2 protein-coding genes are annotated in these 3,344 nt (G+C 71.0%); one reads left to right on the forward strand and one right to left on the reverse strand.

Going from position 1 to position 3,344, the window contains the following annotated elements; translation table 11 throughout:
- Positions 1-2,355: SMC hinge domain-related protein (locus NN4_RS44340; protein ID WP_147144409.1), on the forward strand; the 2,355-nt coding region annotated here is incomplete at its 5' end.
- A gap of 257 nt (positions 2,356-2,612) precedes the next feature.
- On the opposite strand, the gene NN4_RS44345 is transcribed toward NN4_RS44340, so the two are convergent.
- Positions 2,613-3,344, reverse strand: a 732-nt coding sequence (locus tag NN4_RS44345; protein WP_147144411.1) for an NmrA family NAD(P)-binding protein, incomplete at its 5' end; no start/stop codon positions are given.

Here is a 3,344-nt window from a genome sequence, read left to right on the forward strand (position 1 = left end):
AGGAACCGCGGCGAGGCCGCACAGACCGAATTCGATGCGGTACAGGCCGAACTCAGCGAGCTGGACGCCGGCGAGGCAGGCCTGGACGCCCAGCACGAGCACGCGGTGCAGGCGCTCGCGCTGGCCGATCAGCGGGTGACCGAACTGCGCGAACAGGACCGCGAGGCGAGCAAGCGGGTCGCGTCCCTGACGGCGCGGATCGAAGCACTCGGCATGGGCCTGGCTCGTCGGGACGGTGCCGCCTGGCTGGTGGAGCATCGGTCGCAGGGTCTGCTCGGGCCGCTGTCCGGACTGCTCCGGGTGCACGGCGGGTTCGAGGCCGCGGTCGCCGCCGCGCTCGGTCCGCTCGCGGACGCCGTCGCGGCGGACACCGGCGAGTCGGCGCACGACGCCATCCGCGCGTTGAAGGACGCCGACGGTGGGCGCGCCGCACTGGTATTCGGTGCCGATGGCGTTTCCCGTCCGCAGCTCGGCCCGTTGCCGGGCGCGGCGCGCTGGCTCACCGACGTGGTGGAGTGCCCGGACAGCGTGCGCGGCGCGATCACCGCATTGACCGCCGGTATCGCCGTCGCCGACGACCTGGCCACCGCCAGGTCGGTGGTCGCGGCCCGACCGGACGTGCGGGTGGTCACCCGCGACGGCGACCTCACCGGAACCGGTTGGCTGCTCGGCGGATCCGATCGCGCACCGAGTCAGCTGGAGATCCAGGCCGACATCGACAACGCCAAAGCCGATCTCATCGCGGCACAGCGGCGGGCCGAAGAACTCGAGGCGGCGCTGTCCGGCGCGCTCGCCGAACAGGCCGATCGCAAGGACGCCGTCGACCAGGCGCTGCTCGCCCTGCACGAATCCGACCAGTCACTGGTCGCCATCTACGACCGGCTCGGCAGGCTCGGCCACGCCGCCCGCACCGCGCAGGCCGACAGCGAGCGGCTGCTCGCGCAGCGCACGGAGACCGAGACGGCCCGGGAGGATGCACTCACCTCGCTCGCCGAGATCGAGGACCGGCTGCGCAACGCCGAGCTCGAACAAACCGAGATCGACTCCGACGGCGCCACTGCGGGCACCGAGTCCGCGGGGCGCGAACGCGAGGAGGCCGCGGCCGCGCTGGCCGAGGCGCGGTCGATGGAGGTGGAGGCGCGCCTGTCCGTGCGCACCGCCGAGGAACGCGCGGAATCGGTTCGCGGCAAGGCGGATTCGCTGCGCCGGGCGGCGCGTGCCGAACGCGAGACGCGGGCCCGCGCCGAACGTGCCCAGGCCTCGCGCAAGAAAGCCGCCGAAGTCGCCGCCGCCGTCGCGGAATCCGGGGCCAAGATCGCCGCGGAACTGGAAAAGGTGGTCGCCGAGGCCGGTACCCGGCGCGACGATCTGGTCCGCCGCCGTGGCGAAGCCGCCGCCCAGGTCGAGCAGGTCAAGGAGCGGGTACGCGCGCTGTCCACCCAGCTGGCCCAGCTCACCGACGCGGTGCACCGCGACGAAGTGGCGAAAGCCCAAGCGGCGCTGCGCATCGAGCAGCTCGAGACGACCATCTCCGAGCAGTTCGGCATCGCCCTCAACGATCTGATCGCCGAGTACGGACCCGACGTGCCGCTGCCGCCGTCGGACCTGGAGTGGCAGGAGTACGAGCAGGCCAAGGAGCGCGGTGAGCAGGTCACCGCGCCCGCGCCGATGCCGTACGACCGGCCGACCCAGGAACGCCGCGCCAAACGCGCCGAGAAGGACCTCGCCACCCTCGGCAAGGTGAATCCGCTTGCGCTGGAAGAATTCGCCGCACTCGAGGAGCGCTACAACTTCCTGGCCACCCAGCTCGAAGACGTCAAGAACGCGCGCAAGGACCTCCTCGAGGTGGTCGCCGAAGTGGACGCCCGGATCCTGCAGGTGTTCACCGAGGCGTGGGAGGACGTCGAGCGGGAGTTCGTCGGCGTGTTCTCCAAGCTGTTCCCCGGCGGCGAGGGCAGGCTGCTGCTCACCGACCCGTCCGACATGCTCACCACCGGCATCGAGGTGGAGGCCCGGCCACCCGGCAAGAAGGTCAAGCGGCTGTCACTGCTCTCCGGTGGCGAGAAGTCACTCACCGCGGTCGCCTTGCTGGTGGCCATCTTCCGTGCCCGCCCGTCCCCGTTCTATGTGATGGACGAGGTCGAAGCCGCACTCGACGACACCAACCTGCGCCGCCTCATCGGACTGTTCGAGCAGCTGCGGGAGAAGAGCCAGCTGATCGTCATCACCCACCAGAAGCCGACCATGGAGATCGCCGACGCGCTCTACGGCGTCAGCATGCGCGGCGACGGGATCACACAGGTCATTTCGCAACGGATGCGCGGGCAGAACCTCGCGCCGGTGGGTGCGGCGTAGACACCCAGCGCACTCGGCTGACTTCGGCGGACGACCGTGCGCACGACCACGCCGGCGGTCAGGTCCACCAGCGGGTCAGCACCGGACTCGCGATCGTCCACCTCGGCGACTGCGATCCACTCCTTGCACCCTCGGATGTGCTAGTGCGACGGCCGAACAGCTCTCTACCTCGGCGCTGACCGGGCTGCTCGGTGCCCGCCGTCGTCCCCCGATCCCGCCGGATCGGCGGTATGCCGATGCCGATCGGCGGCCTGGTGTCAGCGCAGGGCACTCACCTCGTCCAAGAGGGATTTGATCTGCGCGGCACCGGTTTCGGCGAGCCAGGTGTCGAATGTGCGCAGGCCGGGGTGGATTTCGCGGGTGGCCGCGATGTCGGCGTGCCAGCCGCCGGTGGCGCGCACGAGACGCCAGGTGTGCGCGATCATGTCGCCGAGCTCGGCGGCTGCTGCTTCGTCGAGCTCCTGGTAGCGGACGGGGTGGCCGGTCGCCGCGGCGATCGCTGCGGCGGCGTCCGGTGGGGTGAGGGCGTCGCCCGCGAGCTCGAGGGTTCGGCCGTGGAAGCGGTCGGGGTCGGCGAAGGCCAGCGCGGCGATGTCGGCGATGTCTGCCAGGGCAATGACTTTCAGCGGTCGGTCCGCCGGGAACAGGTGCCGGTGGACGCCGTCGACGATGCCGTCTATCGGCATGCCGCGCATGAGGTAGTTCTCCATGAAGCGGACCGGGCGCAGGAGGGTGTAGCGGGCACCCGAGGCGGCGACGGCCTCCTCGATGCGAGTCTTGCCATCCGCACCCCAGGCGTCGTCGGAGTTGAACGAGGCGATACCGGTGAACACGATCTGCTCGACCCCGGCCCGGCGCGCCGCGTCGACCAGGGCGATGCCGCGCTGCGCTTCACGATCGACGTCCCAGCCCTGCGGGTCGTAGACGGCGGGCGGTACCGCGAAAAGTGCTGTGACACCAGCGAGTGCGGCGGACAGTGTGTCGGGAGC

Source organism: Nocardia ninae NBRC 108245 (assembly GCF_007990755.1).
GTDB lineage: Bacteria > Actinomycetota > Actinomycetes > Mycobacteriales > Mycobacteriaceae > Nocardia > Nocardia ninae.